This window comes from Desulfosporosinus orientis DSM 765, assembly GCF_000235605.1.
GTDB classification, from domain to species: Bacteria; Bacillota; Desulfitobacteriia; order Desulfitobacteriales; family Desulfitobacteriaceae; genus Desulfosporosinus; species Desulfosporosinus orientis.
In genome coordinates this window covers 2,790,695-2,810,291 of record NC_016584.1, presented here as the reverse complement: position 1 = coordinate 2,810,291, position 19,597 = coordinate 2,790,695, and the positions used below count along the sequence as shown (strand labels likewise).

The 19,597-nt window shown below is 42.9% G+C and carries 20 protein-coding genes; 2 read left to right on the top strand and 18 right to left on the bottom strand.

The genetic code is table 11. The features are described from left to right. Positions 1-491 precede the first annotated feature (491 nt). From DESOR_RS13115 to DESOR_RS13070, 10 genes are all read right to left on the bottom strand, one after another. A complete protein-coding gene (locus DESOR_RS13115) occupies positions 492-968 on the bottom strand; it encodes an SAM-dependent methyltransferase (RefSeq protein ID WP_014185070.1) in 477 nt (158 codons plus the stop codon). 129 nt (positions 969-1,097) lie between these two features. Continuing rightward, positions 1,098-1,913, bottom strand: a complete 816-nt coding sequence (locus DESOR_RS13110; protein WP_014185069.1) for a MerR family transcriptional regulator — start codon at positions 1,911-1,913, stop codon at positions 1,098-1,100. A 161-nt stretch (positions 1,914-2,074) separates the two neighbouring features. Next, the gene (locus DESOR_RS13105) at positions 2,075-3,544 is read right to left on the bottom strand and encodes an MDR family MFS transporter (RefSeq protein ID WP_014185068.1); all 1,470 of its coding nucleotides are present in this window, start codon (positions 3,542-3,544) and stop codon (positions 2,075-2,077) included. A gap of 239 nt (positions 3,545-3,783) precedes the next feature. After that, positions 3,784-5,115: an MFS transporter gene (locus tag DESOR_RS13100; RefSeq protein WP_014185067.1), complete on the bottom strand. Its 1,332-nt coding sequence runs from the start codon at positions 5,113-5,115 to the stop codon at positions 3,784-3,786. A 196-nt stretch (positions 5,116-5,311) separates the two neighbouring features. Further along, on the bottom strand, positions 5,312-6,112 hold the full coding sequence (locus tag DESOR_RS13095) for a methyltetrahydrofolate cobalamin methyltransferase (protein WP_014185066.1): 801 nt from the start codon (positions 6,110-6,112) through the stop codon (positions 5,312-5,314). Between the two features lie 89 nt (positions 6,113-6,201). Continuing rightward, the gene (locus DESOR_RS13090; protein WP_014185065.1) at positions 6,202-6,834 is read right to left on the bottom strand and encodes a cobalamin B12-binding domain-containing protein; all 633 of its coding nucleotides are present in this window, start codon (positions 6,832-6,834) and stop codon (positions 6,202-6,204) included. 95 nt (positions 6,835-6,929) lie between these two features. Continuing rightward, positions 6,930-8,438, bottom strand: a complete 1,509-nt coding sequence (gene caiT, locus DESOR_RS13085) for an L-carnitine/gamma-butyrobetaine antiporter (RefSeq protein WP_014185064.1) — start codon at positions 8,436-8,438, stop codon at positions 6,930-6,932. Positions 8,439-8,560: 122 nt separating this feature from the next. Next, entirely contained in the window at positions 8,561-9,967 is a 1,407-nt protein-coding gene (locus tag DESOR_RS13080) for a trimethylamine methyltransferase family protein (protein ID WP_014185063.1), read from the bottom strand. 227 nt (positions 9,968-10,194) lie between these two features. After that, entirely contained in the window at positions 10,195-11,649 is a 1,455-nt protein-coding gene (locus DESOR_RS13075; RefSeq protein WP_014185062.1) for a sigma-54 interaction domain-containing protein, read from the bottom strand. A 212-nt stretch (positions 11,650-11,861) separates the two neighbouring features. Next, positions 11,862-12,938, bottom strand: coding sequence for a DUF3102 domain-containing protein (locus tag DESOR_RS13070; protein ID WP_014185061.1), 1,077 nt, complete (start codon positions 12,936-12,938; stop codon positions 11,862-11,864). Positions 12,939-13,003: 65 nt separating this feature from the next. Here DESOR_RS13070 and DESOR_RS29385 point away from each other — a divergent pair, with 65 nt between their 5' ends. Then, a complete protein-coding gene (locus tag DESOR_RS29385) occupies positions 13,004-13,147 on the top strand; it encodes a hypothetical protein (RefSeq protein WP_158309035.1) in 144 nt (47 codons plus the stop codon). On the opposite strand, the gene DESOR_RS13065 is transcribed toward DESOR_RS29385, so the two are convergent. The 7 genes from DESOR_RS13065 to DESOR_RS13040 all read right to left on the bottom strand — a co-directional run bounded on the left by DESOR_RS13065 (position 13,144) and on the right by DESOR_RS13040 (position 17,306). Continuing rightward, positions 13,144-13,383, bottom strand: coding sequence for a DUF2922 domain-containing protein (locus tag DESOR_RS13065; RefSeq protein WP_014185060.1), 240 nt, complete (start codon positions 13,381-13,383; stop codon positions 13,144-13,146). The genes DESOR_RS29385 and DESOR_RS13065 overlap by 4 nt on opposite strands. Positions 13,384-13,420: 37 nt before the next feature. Then, entirely contained in the window at positions 13,421-13,645 is a 225-nt protein-coding gene (locus tag DESOR_RS13060; protein ID WP_014185059.1) for a DUF1659 domain-containing protein, read from the bottom strand. 335 nt (positions 13,646-13,980) lie between these two features. After that, on the bottom strand, positions 13,981-15,399 hold the full coding sequence (locus tag DESOR_RS13055; protein ID WP_014185058.1) for a DUF4179 domain-containing protein: 1,419 nt from the start codon (positions 15,397-15,399) through the stop codon (positions 13,981-13,983). After that, on the bottom strand, positions 15,399-15,956 hold the full coding sequence (locus DESOR_RS13050; protein WP_014185057.1) for a sigma-70 family RNA polymerase sigma factor: 558 nt from the start codon (positions 15,954-15,956) through the stop codon (positions 15,399-15,401). Before DESOR_RS13050 ends, DESOR_RS13055 begins: the two co-directional genes overlap by 1 nt. A 204-nt stretch (positions 15,957-16,160) precedes the next feature. Beyond that, positions 16,161-16,580 (bottom strand): ATP-binding protein, encoded by a 420-nt coding sequence (locus tag DESOR_RS13045; protein WP_014185056.1) that lies wholly within the window; start codon positions 16,578-16,580, stop codon positions 16,161-16,163. Continuing rightward, positions 16,552-16,695: a hypothetical protein gene (locus DESOR_RS29380; protein ID WP_158309034.1), complete on the bottom strand. Its 144-nt coding sequence runs from the start codon at positions 16,693-16,695 to the stop codon at positions 16,552-16,554. The genes DESOR_RS13045 and DESOR_RS29380 overlap by 29 nt, the downstream gene beginning before the upstream one ends. 41 nt (positions 16,696-16,736) lie before the next feature. Then, positions 16,737-17,306: a glycosyltransferase family 39 protein gene (locus tag DESOR_RS13040; RefSeq protein ID WP_052304309.1), complete on the bottom strand. Its 570-nt coding sequence runs from the start codon at positions 17,304-17,306 to the stop codon at positions 16,737-16,739. A gap of 552 nt (positions 17,307-17,858) precedes the next feature. On the opposite strand from DESOR_RS13040, the gene DESOR_RS13030 reads away from it, so the two are divergent. After that, positions 17,859-18,632 carry a YdcF family protein gene (locus tag DESOR_RS13030; protein WP_042331191.1) on the top strand — a complete coding sequence of 258 codons (774 nt, stop codon included), beginning with the start codon at positions 17,859-17,861 and terminating at the stop codon, positions 18,630-18,632. 31 nt (positions 18,633-18,663) lie between these two features. On the opposite strand, the gene DESOR_RS13025 is transcribed toward DESOR_RS13030, so the two are convergent. Beyond that, positions 18,664-19,389 carry a type II toxin-antitoxin system Phd/YefM family antitoxin gene (locus DESOR_RS13025; protein WP_014185054.1) on the bottom strand — a complete coding sequence of 242 codons (726 nt, stop codon included), beginning with the start codon at positions 19,387-19,389 and terminating at the stop codon, positions 18,664-18,666. Positions 19,390-19,597 lie beyond the last annotated feature (208 nt).

Sequence of the window (19,597 nt, the reverse complement as noted above, 5' to 3'; positions counted from 1 at the left end):
AATTAAAAAAGTCAAAGTGTGCAATTTCAAGGCTCACTTTAAGTTTAGGGAAAATACAGTGTCGCAAAAGCTTAAATGTAAATAAGGCAATCCCATTAGTTATTGACATATGCCCTTATAATTAATAATACTACGTTAAAGACATATGTCAATAACTAAAATTCAGATCATTTGAAATAATAGATGCTATAGCTTTGGAACCATTAACGTTTTATTCGACTTTGCCAGGTATATTTCCCAACTAACTGCTTTTGATTTTTTTGTTTTGCTTATTCCCTTAGTGGTTAAGAGAATTCTTGTACGCAACAAGTGAAAATTGAGGTATGTTTAAATGCTAAAGGCCGGAAATCACCTGTCAAGTAATTTCCCGGCCTTTATTCGCTAAGTTGAGAGGTTAATTGAACTGAGCGCTGCTTCTTGAGTCATAGCGGCACCTCAGTAAAAGAAATAAATTCATTTTCCATAATTCTGAGTATGTAACTTCTGTTTGACTAAAAATTAAATTCATTTTCCCAATCAAAATCTTCCGATTCATCTATACTTTTAGGCCAATGGCTGCACCATTCCGGTACGCCGGGGGTTTCCACCCTGTCAAGGCTCGGCGTATACGGCTTTATGTCAAGTACCGGCGTTCCATTGTTAGCGTCAATATAGGCAATTTGTAGGATGCCTTTTGAGTAGTCAGTGTAAATAACCTGTGCCGTAGTTAAAGCTATAGGGTTTGGACGAACTGGTGACCTTGTGGCAAATATCCCCATTACAGGCGGAGCGTTTTTATAGGGTTGGGGCGTTTCAAGTATATTTCTCATTTCCTCATTATCAAAGTCACTGAACCACCAAATAACATTGATATGGCTAAATCCGTCCAATCCTTGTAACGCCGGGATATACTTTGGCTCAAGCTCAATGAACATTCCGTCATCGTTTACGTTGATTTTGCCGATAGGAGTGATCTCAAGATTCTGCATAGTGCATACCTCCATTAAAACTTGATTTATCTGCAAATTCAGTGTAAACCCTCACATCGTGTGAGAGTCAATAATCAGATAGGACAGCTAAAAAAAGCGTCTTGCCAAAATCTTCAAAACTCATTTTTATTATATCTTTTCCAACGGTATTTGAAGTTCGGTTAGGTACTTGTCAGGGTTTTCCTCATTCCACGGCCCACGATGAACAATTTGCCTGCTCTGCCCACTCATTTTATATTGAATATGCTCTTGCAACCAGTTTGCAAAGGCAATGTACGCGCCTGCAATATTTTCAAAAGGACCATATACCATAGTACATGCCATAATTGGTACAGGTTCTGTATTCCGATACGTAAAACCACACATATCCTTACCTATGCGGGCCACGGGAGCACATATTTCCATATCGACATCTGTTTCCCTATAATCAGTGTCGTAATAAATGGTAAAGGTATTGTTTGAAATGGGGATATTATTTTGGTCTGCAAAAGCCGACATTTCCTTCCACAGTTGACCCTCGGCATAATAATTACAGACAATTCGCCTTAGAGAAAACACCTGATAACTGGGTATGGATTTAAGGGAAACATTGTAATGTATTGTAATCTTTTCCTGTCGAATATCCCTCTTTGCCAGTTCAATTTTAGATAGTTTATCTTGCTCGGCTTTAATCCCCTTCTCAATTTCCAGACGCTTATTGTCAAGTTGATTTGCTATAAATTCATCATCCCAATGGTTAAGAGCAACGGCAATTTCAGAAACATTAAACCCTAAATCCCGTAAGAATATTATTTTATTCAAAACAGGGATTTGCTCTATGGAATATAACCTGTAATTCGTAAATTTATCTATTTCAGCAGGTTTTAGCAATCCTGTTTCATCATAATATCGTAACATTCGGATTGATACTTGTGTCAATTTGGAAAATTCGCCTATTTTGAACATACTCAACACCTCCATCTTCCTTTTCCACGTGCCTTAAGTAACAGATAACATCTTTGCCACTGGAACTGATTTCCTCCGCTTAGTATTACGGATGCATCAATGCCTTTTATGAATAGAATTTCCGCCTGATCCGCAGGGATGTGAAAATGCATGTCAAATGATCAGGATACTGCTTCCTTCCCCTTCGTTTCCTTTCTTCCGGGCATTGCCATGGACAGAATTACGGATAAGCCGGAGATGATGACAAAAGCAATAAAGAGAACATGCATAGAACTATTCAAGGATAACCGTATCTGTTCGGAAGTAAGGACAATATCAGACGGCAAAGACTGATAGAGGTTACCTGAATTGATTCCCTCAATCCCTTGATTATTAAAATAGTTTGTTATATGGGAGTTGAATATATTTCCGAAAACACTAATTCCAATGGTCTGTCCCAAAGTCCTGAGCAATGAATTGGCACCAACCGCACTTCCTCTTTGGTGGTAATCTACAGAATCCTGGATAATGATTGTCAAGGCTGTCGACGCTCCGCCAAAACCTATACCAAGGATGAAGCAATACATTAACACTAATAGTACCGGAGTAGCAATTCCCAGGGTGGCCAGCAATAATGTACTGATAAGTATAACCGCATTAGCTGCCACTACGACAGTTTTTCCGCCATATTTTACCATGATCTTTCCGAGGATAATGGAAATGATCAGCCAGGAAATCGACATCGGCAGCATTGCCAGACCGGATATTGTCGGGCGGTATCCCAAAACAGTTTGTAAGTATAAAGGTATATAAACATCAATACCCATTAAGACGGCGAAAATCAGACAGGATAACAGGTTCACGATGACACTTGTCTTGGTAAAGATAGCAAAAGGTAAAACCGGCTCTTTTGCCCTTTTTTCGAATTTGTAAAAGAGAAGCAGCAGCAGAATCACTGCCGTTAGCGCGGTTCCGATAAAAAGAGGATAACCATGGGAGTTGGAGTTTTTATCAACAACAAAAATACTTAAGAGGGCAATTACCGCCAAAGATAAGGTAATAATTCCCCCATAATCAATGCTCTGTTTTTTCTTGGCAAAGGTTTCCTGCAGAGATCTTTGCAATAAAACAACCGCTGCCAGACCAAAGGGAAGATTAATAAAAAATATCCAGTGCCAGGAAAGCATGTCAATTAAAAATCCTCCCAAAAACGGACCCACAAGAGTCGCGACTCCCCACACCGTGCTTAAACCACCTTGGATCTTTGCCCGTTCCTCCAGCGGGAACTCATCTCCGATGATGGTGAATGAGACTGTGAATATACCGCCTGCCCCCAGCCCTTGAACAGCGCGAAAAGCGATCAGAATAATCATACTCTGGGATAAACCGCATAAAATGCTGCCGGCTAAAAACAGCAGAATACTAATTGAAAGCACATGTTTCCTGCCATATAAATCTGCCAGCTTACCATAAATAGGAGTCGATATGGCTGAGGTCAGCAGATAAACCGAAAAAACCAGGCTGATCAGTTCAAATCCCTGCAATTCTTTGACAATAGTTGGCATTGCCATAGTAACAATTGTTCCCTCAACAGCTGCTAAAAACATGACCAGCATGATTGCTGTCACTAAATTTGTTCTTTTCCAATTCATAGAAGATACTCCTCTTTCTTATAAAGAAAATTTGGCTAAGTTCCTCCGGAAATTAAAAAATGCCAGATAAAACACCGGGCGCACCCGACATCTTATCCAGCATTGTAATTACGATTACAAGCCCTCCGATGACCTCTCTCAAGTTAGCATACTTCTTGAGTTCGGCTAAATTATAGCTTGAATTTGAGAAAAAGTCAATTTGCAAAATTTTTATTAATTCCTGGCGAACCTATTCTTTTTTACCCAATTTGGGAAACTGAACTAGCCTCGGCAAGGGTCATTCCTTTTGTCTCCGGAGCCATAAATAGTGATAAAATCAGCCCCATCAATGTTATTACCGCACAAATCAGCATTGTTGGACCAATTCCAAAGGATTTTAAACTGTACGGCAGAAGAAATGTTCCGAGAGCAGCCCCAATTCGACTGATTGCCGTACAAAGACCTACTGCGGAAGCACGAATTTCCGTAGGAAAAAGCTCATTGGGATAGACCCAGTCTAGAACACTTGGTGGACCCGAAAAAAATGCGTACAAGGCAAAGGCACTAATGATGATCATTGTAGAAGCATCAGGCAAGAAGCCGAGAATAAACATTGCTAAGGTCATGAAAAGGAAACTCCAATTGAGCATGGGACGCCGTCCCATGGAATTTATTAAAAGCAATGCAGGAATACAACCTAATAGGAAAAATAAACTAATCAAACCATCGCCCAGTATGGCAAGATTCCCCTTTTCCAGGCCAAATGCCCCTAAAATAGCGGGTCCAAATGTATATATAGCAAAACAAGGCACAACCTGAGCCATCCAGTAGCCGCCAACAAAGATAATTCTCTTTAAATACTCAGGTTCAAGTAATTTGCGGTATCGAGTCTGTACACTCGTTACTTCACCCAAGTTCTCAATATCAACATTAGGTCCATATACCTGCTTGAGGACTGACCTGGCTTCATCAATCCGCCCCTTACTAACCAGCCATCGCGCTGATTCCGGAGTACCCCATCGCCCTATGACAAGAATTAAAGCCGGTATTGCAGCACTCCCAAGCATCCATCTCCAGCCACCCGGCGTATTGGCAAAAGCAAACCCGACAAGGTTCGCTGTACAGGCCCCTAAATACCACATAACAATTAATCCTCCGAGCAGAATCCCTCTATACTTACGAGGCGCAAATTCCGCCAGCAAGGCGGTGGCAATTGGATAGTCGGCACCTACGGCAATTCCTATGGCAAACCTGAGGAAAAACAATTCTCCCGGCGTAGTAACAAACATTTGCAAAACAGAGCAAATTATAATTGCTATGAGGTCAATGGTATACATAAGTTTACGTCCCACTAAATCCGTTATATATCCAAAAACAGCACCACCGAGGAATAATCCTGCCAGTGCAGCAGCCCCAATCATACCCGTCCAAAAGGTATCAAGCTGAAGCTCGGGGCCTAACTGCATGAGTGCTATTCCTATAATAACTAAGATATATCCATCCAAGAAGGGGCCCCCACTTGAATAGACAGACAGTTTCATAAGAAAAGGTGTGAAGGGAGAATCCTCAACAGAAGTCTTAGCTAATGCCATCTCTGGTCAACTCCTTTCTTAATTATAAAAACGATTGCAGATGCTATATACATTTCCTGATCCTATACAGCTTTTCTGTTGGACAACAAAGCCCGGATTCAACCGGGCCAAAAGTTTAATAGCATATCATCAAACGAATTAGCCCATTTGCAAGTCAAATGGGAGCAGTTCTCTCTTTCCGAGGCTTAACCTTCTGTTAAATATCGTAGATACCTTTGCGATGAGCGGTCAAATAATTCATACAATAAGAGTCCTGACCCAATAATGCCTGGGAAGCATAAATAACTCCCATCATTTCTTTATCTGTAGGATTAAGAATATAACCATCCATCCCCACAGTCATGGTCTGCACAACGAACAGCCTGTTTAATACTTTACGGTTGGGCAGTCCATAGGAAACATTGCTGAGACCGCAAGTAAAATGTACATTAGGATATAATAATTTGATAAGTTTTATGGACTCCAATACTTCAACACCCGCTTTTTCTACGGCACTAACGGGCTTAACCAGGGGGTCAAAGTAAATATTTTCGTCGGGAACACCGGCTTCCGTAAGTTTTCGATAAAGGCTTTTGGCTACTCGTACCCGATCCTCGCCGGTTTCCGGCATTCCGGTATCATCCATGCATAAGGCTACAATTTTAGAATTGTATCTAACGACTAATGGTAAGATGCTCTCAAAACGTTCCTTCTCATCAGAAATGGAATTAATCATGGGCTGGCCATATTTCACAAGTTTTAAACCGGCTTCAATGACTTTGGGATCCGGGCTGTCAATACTGAGGGGTGCCTCAACCGCTTCCTGTACCGTATTAACCAGCCATTCCATGATCTCAGCCTCGTTATGAACCATGGTTCCGCAGTTAACATCAATATAATTTGCTCCGGCTTCCCACTGGTCTCTGGCCACTTGTTTAATATAATCGGCATCTTTGTTGGCCACTGCTTCTTTAATGGCTTTTCTGCTCGTATTGATAAGTTCTCCGATAATTAACATCTCTTAACCTACTTTCTTATATATTTCACATCAAATTTATGGAAATGGTTCAGGCAGTTCTATCACTGCCCGAACCGTATTCAAACGTACTAACCCACAAGTTTCTCGCAAAGTTCCTTGGCGGCCATGGCATCCGAGGCATAACCGTCCGCACCGATTTGGTCGGAAAATTCCTGGGATAAAGGAGCCCCACCCACAATAATTTTCAAGTTATTGCGCAAACCTGCTTCCCTAAGGGCATCAATGGTATCCTTCATGGCAACCATGGTTGTGGTTAAAAGGGCAGACATACCAATAACCTGAGGATTATATTGCTTTGCTGCCTCAACAAATTTTTCTACGGAGACGTCCACACCTAAATCGACAACCTTGAAGCCGCCGCTTTCCAGAATCATGGCTACTAAGTTTTTACCGATGTCGTGGAGATCCCCGGCTACAGTCCCTATGAGGACGGTTCCTTTCGAAGGAATATCTACATCATTAATTAATGGTTTCAGTAATTCCATGCCCACAGCCATGGCCCGAGCAGCCATCATTACTTCCGGCACAAACATTTCACCGGCTTTAAACTTAGGGGCTACGATATCCATACCTGCGATTAATCCTTGGTTGATGATAGCTAAGGGATCCGTACCATTATCGATAAGTTCTTTGGTGATTTGACCTGCGCCGCCAAAGTCTCCCCGGAAGACAGCCTCTGCTAACTTAATGAAATCGCTCATTATTATTTCCTCCCTATTTCCATAAAGTTGGAATATTCCATCCCAGGACTTTCTCTTAAAAAATTTTCATTCAAAAAATTAATTTCCATTACTTATTAATCCCACTGTTTGGGTTCTTTCAGAAAGCCATAAAATATTAGACCCATAATGATCATCGTCGGGAACGATCCGGCAGTAGCCGATGTCTGGAGTGGTTTAAGGCCGCCCAAAAACATTAGTGTCAGGCTTAGACAGCCAAGAATAACTGCCCAGACTATCCTGCTCAACTTGCCTGGCTCTTCTCCGCTCTTCAGTTCTTTTGACGAAACCATCGCCAAAGTATAGGCCACGCTATTAATAACGTTAGCAGTGGAGATAAAAATCAGAATCATGAAAACCGGCAGGATAATTATACTCAAGGGCAGGGTATTCCAGATTTCAACAACAGCCCTTTGGGCTCCATAATCGTTAAAGATTTTGGTTACGTCAATAACCTTGTCATTAAAGACCTGAATACTGTAGTTGCCCAGAACCGCAAAATAGAGATAGGCGCTTAATACCCCGGAAAATGTAGCCCCCAAGGCAAATTCGCGAACTGTGCGTCCTTTGGATATGCGTGCCAGATAAATGCCTGTACTGAGGGCAAAGGACATAAACCAGGCATAGAAGAAAATGGTCCAACCTTGGGGGAAGCCGGTCTGCAGGTGGGCATCCGTATACAGGCTCATCCGCATAAAATTATTCAGGGAAATACCTAAGGCATCAAAAAAATTGTTTAACATAAATGTTGTTGGCCCAACAAAAATAACAAAAATCAACAAGCCATATCCCAAATAAACCCGGACATTACTGAGAAAAGCAATCCCCTTTTCCAGGCCTGAATAAACGGAAACTGTGAAAATGATCGTCCAGATAATGATAATGGCTGCATCCAAGCCCAGGGTATGCTGAATGCCGGATATCTTGGTAATTAGTTCACTTATAATTGGAGTTCCTAAGCCAATTGAGGTACTAACCCCTGCTATAACTCCAATCATATAGAAGATATCAATGACCTTACCAACAGCTCCACTAGCCTGTTTTCCTAAGAAAGTTTCGCAGGCCGTACTTGGACGAAAAACCTCTTTCTTCTGAACAAAGAAAAAATAACCAAAAACAACCCCAATTGCTACATAAAGTCCATAACCGCCTATTCCCCAGTTAAAGAGACTGTAGGCCATGGACCAATCCCAAGCTCCGGGGGAAAAGGGCTCTAGCCCAAAGGGTGGTCCGGAGAGAAAGTAATAGAATTCGATGGTGGCCCAAAAAAAGATAGTGCCCGTGGTACCTGCCGTGAAGAGCATTCCCAGCCAGGTCAAGGTACTGAATTCCGGCTTTTCTTCCCCAAATCTCTTATTGGCATATTTGCCGAAAATGAAGTATAGGATTAGCCCTATGTTAGCTAGGACAAATATCTCGTAGGTCCAGCCAAGCTTACCGGTTACCACTGCGAATAGGCTGTTGACGGCATTATTACCTGCTTCCGGATTTATAACGATAAAAGCACAAATTAATACAATCGCCAGCAAGGGGGGCCAAAACAACATATGGTCGATTTGGGCTTGATTATCGGCTTTGGCTTTCATATTTATTACACCTCTGTTCTGCATATTTTTAAGCAAGAACAAACAATTACACCAGCAACTGTTTTAAGCATTTTTCTGTTCTGATGCCGGTATTAAATAACATCCCGTGATGCTATCAGATTCTATTTATCCTTATATTTTCTTAAGGCGGCATCTACATCTTTGTCTAAAACAGGTTCTGCGTATTCTTCAAGGAGTTTCTTCCAGCGGGCATTGGCTCTCTTTTCTGCCGTAAGAGAACCCTCTGCTTCCCACTGGGTGGGATTATTACGATCGCTCAGGATTGGACGGTAGAATTCTTTGCGGAAATGGTTGAAGGTATGGACATGGGTGAGGAATTGGCCCTGAGGACCAACCTCCTTGGTGACATCGAAGGCCAGGGTTTCTTCATTGACGACAACACCCTGATCAATACGGCGAATCATACCAATAATTTCATCGTCAAACATCATTTTTTCCAGTGAAATCGTGTTATAGGTGTCGATGATACCGGCACTGTGAAGAATGAAATTGCCGCCGGCCATTTGGGCCATGCTCAAAGTAAGCATAGATTCGTATGCCGCCTGAGCATCCGCACATTTGCTGTCGGAAAGAGCACCGCTGATCCGACAGGGAAGATTATAGAATTTAGCTAACTGACCATTGATCAGTGAAAATACCGCATCTTCCGGAGTGCCAATCGCCAGAGAACCGTTGCTCATTTCGGCATTGGAAGAGGATGCAGAATAGATAATTGGAGTTCCTTCACTGACCAACTGGGCCAGAACGATACCTGCGAGAACTTCTGCATTCTGGAGGGCTACTGTACCGGCGACGGTGACAGGAGTCGTTGCCCCGGCGATGCAGAGTGAGTTCACTAACTGCGGCTGCCGGTATTCTGCATAGGCAATAATGGCCCCTGCCATTTTGTCATCGTAGCTAAGAGGGGTTAAGGTACAGGGAATGCCTACTGCAACGGGTTTTTCTTTGATCACTTCCAGACCGCCGAAAACGATTGCAGCCATTTCCAGGTTCCTTTTTGTCATCTCATAACCTAAAACTGTGGCCATCAAAGGTTTATCACTGTGTTTCAGTGTCTGATAAACCATCTCCAAACTACGAACCTCTACATCCACGTCTTGAGGCTCACAGGGAATGTGGCTCATGATGTCAATGTTATCCATTTTGTGTTCCAGTTTGCAGATGTTAATAAAATCTTCCAACTTTGCTAAACGGCGACCGTTGTCCATATCCATAACAAAGGGTGAGCCATAGGGACCAACATAGGCTGTTTTCTGCGTATTAATCAAAACATTCTTTTCAGGGTTCCTGGCGTAAAGGGTAAAGGAAGAGGGAGCTTTTTTTATTTCTCTTTCCACCATAGCTTTGGGAAAATAAACTCTTTGCCCATCAACCTTGGCCCCTCCCTTGGCCAGGATTTCCCGAGCCGGGGCGTAACTGAAAATCACTCCTACCTCTTCCATGATCCGTAAGCTTGTCTCATGAATTTGACCGATTTCATTCTGTGACAAAATCTGATACCTTTGCATAACTGAAGCCTCCTTAACTTTTTAATCTCAACCGCAGTTTAATATACGCAATATTCATGCCAGCAAAAAATTTATGAATAATGCCTTAATTTAGCTCTTAAGTTTAAACATTTGACTAAAATAGTTTATTTTTAAATACTATTGTTCAAAATTGTTTAGACTTTTTGAAAAGAAACAAGCCTGCCAAAAGAGGCAGGCTGTTTATCAAGCAATTTGTAAATTACTATCTATGTTATCTTATATTTTTTTATCCTATAAATAAGAGACTGACGATGCATTCCTAATTGCTTGGCGGTTTTGGATACATTCCCTTTATTCTCCATTAATGCTTGGATAATCTCTTCTTTTTCTTTCTCAAAAATCATTAAAAAGACGCTGGTCCTATCCGGTTCGGAATATTTAAGATGTTTATTGTTATCAATCGTCTTTTTTTGGATGTAACCACCAGTGGTGGCATTATTTCCGGAAAGCAGATAAGCAGGTAGATGTTTCATTCTAATTTTCCGATCGTAATCAGTAACTAAGTTCATGGCTGCTTCCAGACAATGCTTCAGCTGGCGGACATTACCGGGCCAGGAGAAATCCGAAAAGAATCTTAAAACTTCGTCATCGAGACCAATGATATGTTTTTGGAAGCTCTCATTGTACAACTTGATAAAATGGTTGGTTAGTAAAAACACATCACTTTTGCGGCTGACTAAGCTGGGGATCATAATATTCACCACGGCCACACGATAAAAAAGATCTTCCCGAATCTGTTCTTTACTGATTGCCTCCTCCGGGAAAACGTTGCTGCTGCTGATAATCCGGGCATTGATCTTGATTCGCTCTTTACTGCCAAGATGTTGAATTTCTTTTTCCTCCAAAGCCCGAAGCAGTTTTGCCTGGGAAAAGAGAGGCATGGAATTGATTTCGTCTAAAAACAAGGTGCCTCCTTCAGCCTCTTCAAAAAGGCCTTTCCGTTCCACCGCCCCGGTATAAATACCCTTAGAAGTACCAAAAAGGATGCTCTCCAGCAAAGTTTCCGGAATCGCTGCGCAATTGATGGCCAGAAAGGGGCCTTCTTTCCTGTTGCTGTTTTGATGGATACAGCGGGCAAAGAGTTCTTTCCCGCTGCCCGTTTCCCCGACGAGAAGAACTGGAGAATCACTTTTAGCCGCTCTTATTGCCATTTCCTTGCATTCCCTAAAAAGGGGGTGCTCTCCGATAAGGCGGTCCAAACCAACGATATCTTGGTGAGCTTTCTTGGGATCATCCCCATTTGGCAAATAAACTTTCTTTTGCAGACTGATATTTTGTTCTATTACCTCCATTAACTGAGTCATATCTTTTTGAATAGTATAGGCCCCCACTTTTTCCCCTTCAAAAAAAACAGGGCGGGCATTACAAATCTGATAAACCTCCCGGCCATTAACAATATAGCGAAAAGCTTTATTCACCACGGGTTTTTCCGTAGTCAAAGCCAGCAGCATCGGACTGGTTCTGTTATCTAAACCATAGGCATCCCCTATAGAGCGGCCATAAAGTTCGTCGTTGGTATACCCATCCAATCGCTCTGCCACTTTATTGATATAAAACAGACGGCCATTAACATCACAAAAATATACAGCTTCGTCAAGGCTTTCTAAAAGGTTACAAAAAAACGGAAATCGATTGATGATGTCCTTGAACCTAGTCTCCATACCTTCACCTCAATCCTATTACATTTAGTGCGAAGGGAATTAGAATAATTTCATTGTCATTTTATGGCTTATAGATAAATTCGTCAATATTTTATCTTACACGCCATAAAAATAAGTAATTTTTCAGAGAGGCTAAAGCAGGCTTAAATTCTCACATAATCCAATTGAAGTTTTGTGCCATTTCGTTCGGGCCAGGTGATATCCGGTCCCGTTTAAGACATTTTAATCGCAGGGGGCCATTGACTGATGCTCTTGGCCATGTTCTCCAGGAAGGCTTTGAGCTGCTTGCGCAGTCTCTCCTTCATCTCCTTGTCCTTCCTGGTTAGCACGGTCAACAACAGGGTGAGCTGCTCAAAGGAATTGTAAATATTGCTGCGGTGAAATTCAAACAGGGATTCGGCCTGCCGGGTATAGTATTCAGGATCGGCGTTTTCAAATCCTGAGGCTGTAAACTTGGGAAACTCGGGCACCGTTAAATCAGACGTGACGAGGACGGGAGCTGAGGAACGCGTGGAGGCGGAGCGTACTTTGGCCGGCACCGCTTCCGGAGCGGCTGGTTCCGCCATTTCGGAGACTTGAGGGGATTCGGGGAATTCGGTGCCTGGGACGGGTATGGGAGGGCCGGCGGCTGGGAGGTTTTGGGCCTCAGCCAGCGCTGCTTCTTTTGGGCTGTCGTCCGAATTCACTTCTTTGCCCGCGGCTCTCGTCCGTCCTGCCCGGAATTTTGACGCTGCCTCCTCCACCCGCTGCTCCAGGCTCCGGACCTGGTCGGCAAGGTCGCTGATTTTAGTGATCATGGTGTTCAGCGTCTTTTCCAGTTCGTCGATCTTCCGCAGGGCCTGATCGAGTTTCTGCAGAGACGGGGCGCGCTCCCCGTCTCCATCAGCCCCGGCAATTCCCACAGCCCGCTTAAGCTGCCGGGAAGACATGTTCCCGACATCGTTGTGGGCGATAAAGTCCGTCCGCAGTTCTTCCGGGACGTCGAGGAGGATGAGGGCGTTGGTGTAGGTCAAATTAGACAGCGCTGACCAATTTGGATCGGCTTCAAGATCAGGGGAAGCGCCATAGGCCTCATAAAGCTGAATCAACCGCCCGGCTGAGCGCTGGGAATAACGGACAGACTCCGCCAGCCATTGGCCCCATTCCCCGTGCCGGACCAGAGCCTTGGCTTCTTTCAGTCGCCCGCCGATCTCAATAGCGTTAGCCAGCAGAGCCCTTCCGGTCTGATAATTAATTGTATTTATTTCAGCCGCGATAATCCGCGGGGTGCGTTCCGCTGTGGGAGTCATTCGCGCATCGATCCTTCCTGGTTACTTTCTACACAATATGTGCCCGTGCTTAAGAAGGTGCGGACTTGCCGGAGGATACCCAGGAAGAAACAGCAGACCACAAGAATGGCGGCCGGTTAACAGCCGGCCGCCATTTTTGGTTTGATTTATTCAATTTGGGGTATGGACTGGACTTTTACCGAGTTTGCGCCGATATCAAAACATTTTAAGCAACAGGTGGGTCAAAAATATCTTCCGTCACTGTTTCTATGATTTTGGCATCCCGTTTGGCAACGAGGTCGCCGTCGGGAAGCTCAAAAATATTCTTTTCGATAAGGAGATCCATGACCTGCTCAACTTCCGCCTGGGTCAGGTCCGCCCTTGGCGAGGGCAGTGTCATGGAAAACGTGCCTCCGCCGGCGACGGTGAAGACGAGGCGAACAACTTTCTGAGTTGCCGTTGGCATGGATAATCACTTCCTTTCTATCTTGAATATTGACACACTATTCTTCAGTGAGAATATAACTGCTGTTGCGACGTATCTCTACGATGGGATATTCCAGTAAACTGAAAAGTGCTGTGGCAACCGCATAAACCTCTTCGATAGCAGCGCTTTCTTTTACTTTCGCCAGGGATTTCTGGCGGGTAAGGGGAAGGCCCTCGGCATTCAATCCGGTCTGATAGCGCACCACCATAGCCGTTTCAGCATGTGTTGAATTGATGGACATAATTTTCTCCTTTCGCATCTCAGCTTGGCAATAGTCTCTTATAGCAGCGGCAAACTCTTGTGAGTAAAAGCCAGTCCATGTTTCATCATATGAACTAGTTCGAAAACGGTGACAAACCCAAAATCAAAAGAAAAAGGTGCCGATTTCTCAACACCTTGCCCGGTTCCCGTTACACTTCCGGATTTATATTCTTTTGCCCCTGATAACTAAACGCAGACTCAACAATACTTTCCTGCTAATCTATTAATCCATGCCCCAACTTCTTTAGAGCCTGTAAATTGTAAAGGGAAAATCGGCAGATTTTTAAACATATTCTCTGACACGGCCTTCGCTTCTTACTTCAGTTCAATTGTAAACTGACAATTCTCCAGGAACTCCTCATCTTCAAACCTGCTTGTACAGGCATAATACCCTTTGCTGAGGTCAAGAAGCGGGAATACTTTCGTAAATTCGTCCGGGTGCGCCGCGTCCCTTCGAATATCATAATTCTTAGCTGCCACATTTTCCCCTGCAGCATTTTTAATGTATAAAGCTTTACCCTGATGATACGGCGCTTTTCCTGCGGCCGTGTAGCGGATTATCGTTTCTCCCTTCTCGTTGGCAATGTCCCGGATAATCAGTTTGCCCAGCTTTCCCTGAGGAAGCTCCAATGGGAAGTTACCATCTAAAACTCTGCTTTCGCTGGGAATTTCTATGGTTTGGACAACCTGAGTCTTCTGATCATTAGGCTTCAAGCTAACCTTAACCTCTTTGGGTAAAATATGAACATAAGGAATGACGGTAAGATAGTGGGGGATGCCATTGGTTTTTTCAAACTGCATCGATCCAGTAAAGGGGCCTATGCCATGCCGACTTGCACCTTTCGGCGCAAGCTCCACTCCCTGATCATCAAAAGCAATCCATGAGTAACGAGATCCCCTTTGGTCTATACTTTGATCCTTATAGACCCCGCTATAAAATATCGTCGTATCAATGGGAGAAAAAACCACTTTGTCGATGGTGATTACCTGATCCGGCAGATCAGCCTTAACCTTTGGATTAAAAACCTTGCTGTTTTTAATCAGCTCATCCTTTGACACAGAAAAAGCAAAATCCCAATTTCCCTTAACCCCTAATATTTCTTTGACATTGATATCAACCTTCAGCTTATTAATGATTGGAGAAGCAAGATAATCAAACTCACCGCTACCGACATAGGTAAAATCATCGGTAAATTCCCCTGTAGCACCGCCTCCATTTAAATTGCTGCCGTTAACCTTCGTAGACTCAAATATATCTGCCAAGCACAAATCTTTAGCCTCGATTTTGCCGTTACTTTCAATGGTATAACCTAAAATAATCTTGGTGTCGTCGGCCAGGGCCTCATTGATGGTCACTGTGATCCCCTGATCGGTCACACTTTTGTCCACCAGCTGGGAATAGGCCGCATAGTCCCCCTGATAGCCGAATTTATCACTAAACATCTGAAGAACGGAATTAACCAGAGGAATGTTCCTGGCCAGAACGGGAGATGTTGTTTCCAGGGCAATGACTGCCGCCAGCAAGAAAACCGCTGCTATGGAAGCGAGGCGCAGGATTTTCCATTTCCAAGACCGTGTGCTTCTGATTTTTCCTTTAAGCTTTTTCTTGATCCTTTTTCTTTGCCATTCCGGCACTTCATCCCCTGCGGGACCCAGCCCTTCCTCATCCAGCCGGAAATAATTTAACAGCTTTAAGATATCTTTTTCTTCCAACAGCAGATTCTTATCAAACATCAGAGCTTTTCTCCTTTCCAAAAGACCAGCTTTTCCTTCAAATACTGACGACCCCTGGATAGCCGTTTATCCACCACATTCCTGTCCACGGAAAAAGCCTTGGCTATGTTCTCTATTCCTTCGCCCAGAAAGTAGCGCCGGATAAAAATTTCCCGGTCTTCATCCTTCATATCATTGATGGCATTCATAAGTTCTTTTCTGTTTTCCTTTGTCACAACGATTTCTTCTGTTGAGGTCTCTTCATATATAGTTCCATCGCTGATACTTAGCCACTGACCTTGTTTATACATCTTCCTCTTACAATCAATCGCCTTATACTTTGCAATGGCTGCGATCCAGGATTTAAAATCCCCTTTTGTTTCATCAAAACTATGGATATTACACCACACCAGCCAAAAGACATCGTTCATACACTCTTCGCTTATTGCTTCACAGTCACTGGCCGGAAGCACGCTGCGTATCACTTTGTAAACCATGCTGCTGTAATGGTCTACTACAAATTCCAGGGCTCTTATATTTTTTCTTTTTATATTCGCTATAAAATTCAGATTATCCATTCTTGTTCCGCCACCCTCTTCAATCCCCAAAAAAACTCTTCATATATTAATACGAACAAAGGCAGTTTTTCTGACAAGATTTCAGTCCTAATAAAAAATAAAGGTTTTGTGTCCTGCCTCACAAACGCGGTCAATGCTATGTCTTTAAATAGATGCTGATTTACGGCGGCGATTCCTGCCGGCAGTTCTTAGGTGAAGTTTTATTCAGCAAAACGGACAAGCCAATCTTAAATTAACCCTAAATAGCTTAACTTCATTTTCCACCCATATTTGTCCTTCGTGGAGTTCGACAATACTTTTAGCAATGGCAAGTCCTAAGCCGGAGCCTCCCTGCTTGGAATTTCCATCCGCAAATACCTCCCTTGACGCCCGGTTAATCAGCAAGCCGTTGATGGCTATTTCATCATCACCGGGTTTTGTATCTTTACTGAAATGCTTGTACCTGCGCAGCTGGGACTTGACCCTCGCCGTGAGTTCCAAAGGATTGAAAGGCTTCGTCACATAGTCGTCCGCCCCCACATTCAATCCTAAAATCTTGTCGCTGTCCTCATTTTTGAGAAATATCTCAATGACTTCCCTGATATCTTTTTCATCATCAACTACTAAAACCTGACTCTTTTCCATGGGGTATTTTCCACTTCCTTTGGTAGATTTGGTTTAACCCGGCTGCCGCCAAAATAATTACCAAAGGCATGGCCGGATAGGCATATCGTTCAAAGGTAAAAAAGGGCAGATGCATTACATTAAATAGTACGATTACATGGAAAAGCAATCCTCCCTTTAAGCTCTTATGGGCTTTACCGAATAGGCTCCGGCATAAAGCTTAAGGCTCCGGGTCTCAACGGCCCATATACTTATGTAAACCAAAAGAAGCAGTAAGAATTTAAATGTGCATTCCGTCAATATGGTGTTGGCTGCAAATATTTCCACAACATATAAGGCGTCGAGAATGCATGCTATTAAGGCAGTCTTGCTTCCGAATACCTTCCTGCCGATAAGGAATATGAGATAGATGCTTGCCCCCTGAAGTATGGCCTGAAAAATCCTGAAGGCAGTCAACCCATCTATTTTTCCGAAAGTAATCATAAAAAACGAGAGGATAATCGTTAGTCCCGGCATCATATAGACCGTTGGTTCCTTAATATTTTCACAGCTGATAATGCCTATATCCATATAATTCCAGACGCTTCTAATATATTTCACATCATCATTGTCAAACTTCTCAAGGCTTCCCAAAAGAAATGAATCCCCGTATTTGATCACCGAAAATATGGCCGCTGTTAAAAATAGGATTTCCACTACGATCAAACTATTTTTGATGCTATTTTCTTCTGATTCTATACTGAACATGCTAAAACCTCCGCTATTTCCCTAGAAATACTATTAGATATTTTGACACTTCTTTTTAAAGAAACAGGAATAAAAATTATGAAGATTTAATAAACCTTAACTCTTATTTTGGAAATGATTTTTCAAAATAAAATCTCCTTTGTATGTCTGTTTATTAACTAAAGACAACAAAGAAGATTTTTTGCAACAAGCTTTGTTAGAATATAACAGAGACAGCTCAAACTAAAACATGTCCAAAAAATGGACAACTTTACCAATTTTTTGGACATGTTGATTATTTCACAGCGTTTATTCAGGTTGCAGGGAAAAAGGGCTCATACAGAGAAGAAAGTTAGGTTCAAGCCCAACGAAAAGCAGGAACACCCGTTGGTAAAAGGTCCCAAAGTGTCAGAAGGCTGGAGAAATGACTACGCAAGCTGCAGCGTAAAGCTTCTCGAAAATATGAACAATAAAGGAGGGAAGCCGTTTCGTCAAAACGTGCAGTATTTTAAAGGTTGAAAAGCAATTATTGCTTTTACAGACTTTTATATAGTTTTGGCAACGGCTGAGGTATTGGCAAATAAGCGAGCTTCGATAGTTCTCGTTATATTGGGATGGGCGGGAATTCTGGACACGATTTTCGTTCTTGGCTTTAATGGAGGTATCAATCTGGGAACCCTTCTGCCTGGTATCCTTGGTGCAGTCATGCTCCTTTGGAAATTTAAAGGAAACTATTTAAGGCAGCATTTTCCTAAAGATCACTTTATATGGCTTCGCCGGTTCCTTCGTCTAGGCACCTTGGCTCTCCTTACTTCATTTCTTCTTATTGAGAGTTTGCTTCTCTACAACACCCAAGACCCGGTGCCCGAGCAAGTGGATTACCTGATTATTCTCGGAGCGGGGCTGAATGGGGATAAACTCTCCTGGACTCTTTGGGAACGGGTTGATAAGGGTTTGAAAATTTTACAGGACCATAAGGATATGAAAGTCGTGGTTTCCGGAGGCAAAGGACCGGGAGAGTGGATCACAGAAGCCGAAGCTATGCAGCGCTACCTGGTGGAGCAAGGTATCGCCAAGGAACGGATTATCAAGGAAGAACGGGCAACAAGCACCATGGAGAATTTCCGTTATACCCGGGAGCTTCTTGGGCAACAGCCAGGTTATGAACCTACTGAACCTGTGCTGGTCATCACGAATGATTTCCATATGTTTCGTTCTAAGATTCTGGCCAAGCGCAATGGAATAAATCCAGTAGGCGTTCCTTCAGCGACTCCTTGGTATTTAAGGCCAAATGCTTACTTAAGAGAGTATTTTGCCGTTGTAAAGTCCTTGATCTTTGACCGGTAATTAGATGTTAACGGGGATTGAATTCTCATCTCTATAAAAACATATCAGTCAATGCTACCTTCAGGCCCTTGAAATATGCCGACTCAACATATTCATGGGCGCCTTTCTGAAAGGCAAAGCTGTCGGTTATTTCTTTTTTATCAAGTATATAAATATGTACCAGATTATTTTTCGGATCAACCATCCAGTATTCCTTAATGCCGCATTGCTTGTAGAGCTCCAGCTTTTTAAGGGTATCCTTACTTCTGGTGGAGGGTGAAAGGACTTCAACCACCAGAGTAGGAACTCCTTGGTACTTACCTTTTTTGTCCATTTTATCCCTGTCGCAGATAACGATGATATCGGGTTGAACAATACAAATGTTGTCCTCCGCCTTAAAAAGGGTAATATCAAAAGGCGCAGTAAGGGGGATACAATTGTTGTTTTTAAACCAATTATAAAAGGTGCCATGAATTTCGTTAACAGCATATTGGTGCTCGTAAGAGGGCGATGCAAGATTATATATGACGCCGTCAATCAGCTCAAACCGCTGCTCGGAAGCTTCCACGAGCTCCAGAAATTCCTCATAACTCACCCTTCCCTCACGAGTTTGATATTCTGCTACGCCTTCCGTCACAAGGCTTTTATTCGGGTAATCGCATGACAGTATTCTGGCAATATCCCTTCCGTTTTTGGTCACGATTATTTCTTCGTTGACCTCCACAAATTTTAAGTATTTACCAAAATTATTCTGTACTTCTGTCGAAGGAACTCTCATAATAATCCCTCCATTTTAACTATTTATATTCCATTATGTATATGTTTAGCTAATTGGTCAACAATTCTCTCTGAATTAGCTAATTTTTGGGCGCTGGGAATATCTTCGACAGTCTTTTGGTTGATAAGGAACAGCTCCTTAATCTGTGCTGAATTAATTTAACCACAGAACAAGGAGCTGTTTGGGAATCCCTCTTATGAACTTCTTC

What these genes read in the sequence shown, in the direction of transcription:
- DESOR_RS13095 (WP_014185066.1), bottom strand. Translation starts at nt 6,112, where the DNA reads ATGTTAATTATCGGAGAACTTATCAATACGAGCAGAAAAGCCATTAAA.
- DESOR_RS13040 (WP_052304309.1), bottom strand. Translation starts at nt 17,306, where the DNA reads ATGTTCAGTATAGAATCAGAAGAAAATAGCATCAAAAATAGTTTGATC.
- DESOR_RS13060 (WP_014185059.1), bottom strand. Translation starts at nt 13,645, where the DNA reads ATGTCCATCAATTCAACACATGCTGAAACGGCTATGGTGGTGCGCTAT.
- DESOR_RS13090 (WP_014185065.1), bottom strand. Translation starts at nt 6,834, where the DNA reads ATGAGCGATTTCATTAAGTTAGCAGAGGCTGTCTTCCGGGGAGACTTT.
- DESOR_RS13100 (WP_014185067.1), bottom strand. Translation starts at nt 5,115, where the DNA reads ATGGCATTAGCTAAGACTTCTGTTGAGGATTCTCCCTTCACACCTTTT.
- DESOR_RS13080 (WP_014185063.1), bottom strand. Translation starts at nt 9,967, where the DNA reads ATGCAAAGGTATCAGATTTTGTCACAGAATGAAATCGGTCAAATTCAT.
- DESOR_RS29380 (WP_158309034.1), bottom strand. Translation starts at nt 16,695, where the DNA reads ATGCATCTGCCCTTTTTTACCTTTGAACGATATGCCTATCCGGCCATG.
- DESOR_RS13055 (WP_014185058.1), bottom strand. Translation starts at nt 15,399, where the DNA reads ATGTTTGATAAGAATCTGCTGTTGGAAGAAAAAGATATCTTAAAGCTG.
- DESOR_RS13110 (WP_014185069.1), bottom strand. Translation starts at nt 1,913, where the DNA reads ATGTTCAAAATAGGCGAATTTTCCAAATTGACACAAGTATCAATCCGA.
- DESOR_RS13045 (WP_014185056.1), bottom strand. Translation starts at nt 16,580, where the DNA reads ATGGAAAAGAGTCAGGTTTTAGTAGTTGATGATGAAAAAGATATCAGG.
- DESOR_RS13105 (WP_014185068.1), bottom strand. Translation starts at nt 3,544, where the DNA reads ATGAATTGGAAAAGAACAAATTTAGTGACAGCAATCATGCTGGTCATG.
- DESOR_RS13025 (WP_014185054.1), bottom strand. Translation starts at nt 19,389, where the DNA reads ATGAGAGTTCCTTCGACAGAAGTACAGAATAATTTTGGTAAATACTTA.
- DESOR_RS13075 (WP_014185062.1), bottom strand. Translation starts at nt 11,649, where the DNA reads ATGGAGACTAGGTTCAAGGACATCATCAATCGATTTCCGTTTTTTTGT.
- DESOR_RS13070 (WP_014185061.1), bottom strand. Translation starts at nt 12,938, where the DNA reads ATGACTCCCACAGCGGAACGCACCCCGCGGATTATCGCGGCTGAAATA.
- DESOR_RS13050 (WP_014185057.1), bottom strand. Translation starts at nt 15,956, where the DNA reads ATGGATAATCTGAATTTTATAGCGAATATAAAAAGAAAAAATATAAGA.
- caiT (WP_014185064.1), bottom strand. Translation starts at nt 8,438, where the DNA reads ATGAAAGCCAAAGCCGATAATCAAGCCCAAATCGACCATATGTTGTTT.
- DESOR_RS13115 (WP_014185070.1), bottom strand. Translation starts at nt 968, where the DNA reads ATGCAGAATCTTGAGATCACTCCTATCGGCAAAATCAACGTAAACGAT.
- DESOR_RS13065 (WP_014185060.1), bottom strand. Translation starts at nt 13,383, where the DNA reads ATGCCAACGGCAACTCAGAAAGTTGTTCGCCTCGTCTTCACCGTCGCC.